Genomic DNA, 415 nt, shown 5'->3' with positions numbered 1-415 from the left:
GGCGCGCAGCCAGTGCAGCAGGTCGATGGCCTCCTGGCTGTCGAACACCGAGTCGCGGTCGGACAGGTAGACGCTGGCCAGACGCCGCGCCGCCAACGCGCTACGGATCGCCTCGGCCTCGGCGCGACCGCGGACGAGGATGGCGATATCCGCCGGGCGCAACGCCCGCCAGCCGCCCTGCTCGTCGGCGAAGCCGGCGCGGCCCAGGTCGGCCAGGCTCAGCCAGCGGCGGATGGCGCTGGCGCTGCGCTCGGCCATTTCCTGGCGATACGCCGCGGAGCCGAGCACGCCGGCTTCGACATCAAGGTTCCAGAACGTCATCGCTGGCGCCTCGGCACCGTCGATCAACAAACGTTCGGCGCGCCCCTGGGCGTCCACCGCATGGAACGGCACCGGGTTTTCCAGCCCCTCGCGG

General features: G+C 72.3%; 1 protein-coding gene. It reads right to left on the bottom strand.

Annotated features, from left to right (window positions below; all coding sequences use genetic code 11):
* Window positions 1–415 (bottom strand): hypothetical protein (locus FLO80_RS24020; RefSeq protein WP_223145558.1); only part of this gene is annotated, 415 nt, incomplete at both ends.

The sequence above is a fragment of the Aquicoccus porphyridii genome, from assembly GCF_008369105.1.
Lineage (GTDB): Bacteria > Pseudomonadota > Alphaproteobacteria > Rhodobacterales > Rhodobacteraceae > Aquicoccus > Aquicoccus porphyridii.
Note: the sequence above shows the minus strand (reverse complement) of the source record. Positions and strands in the feature narration are given on the sequence as shown.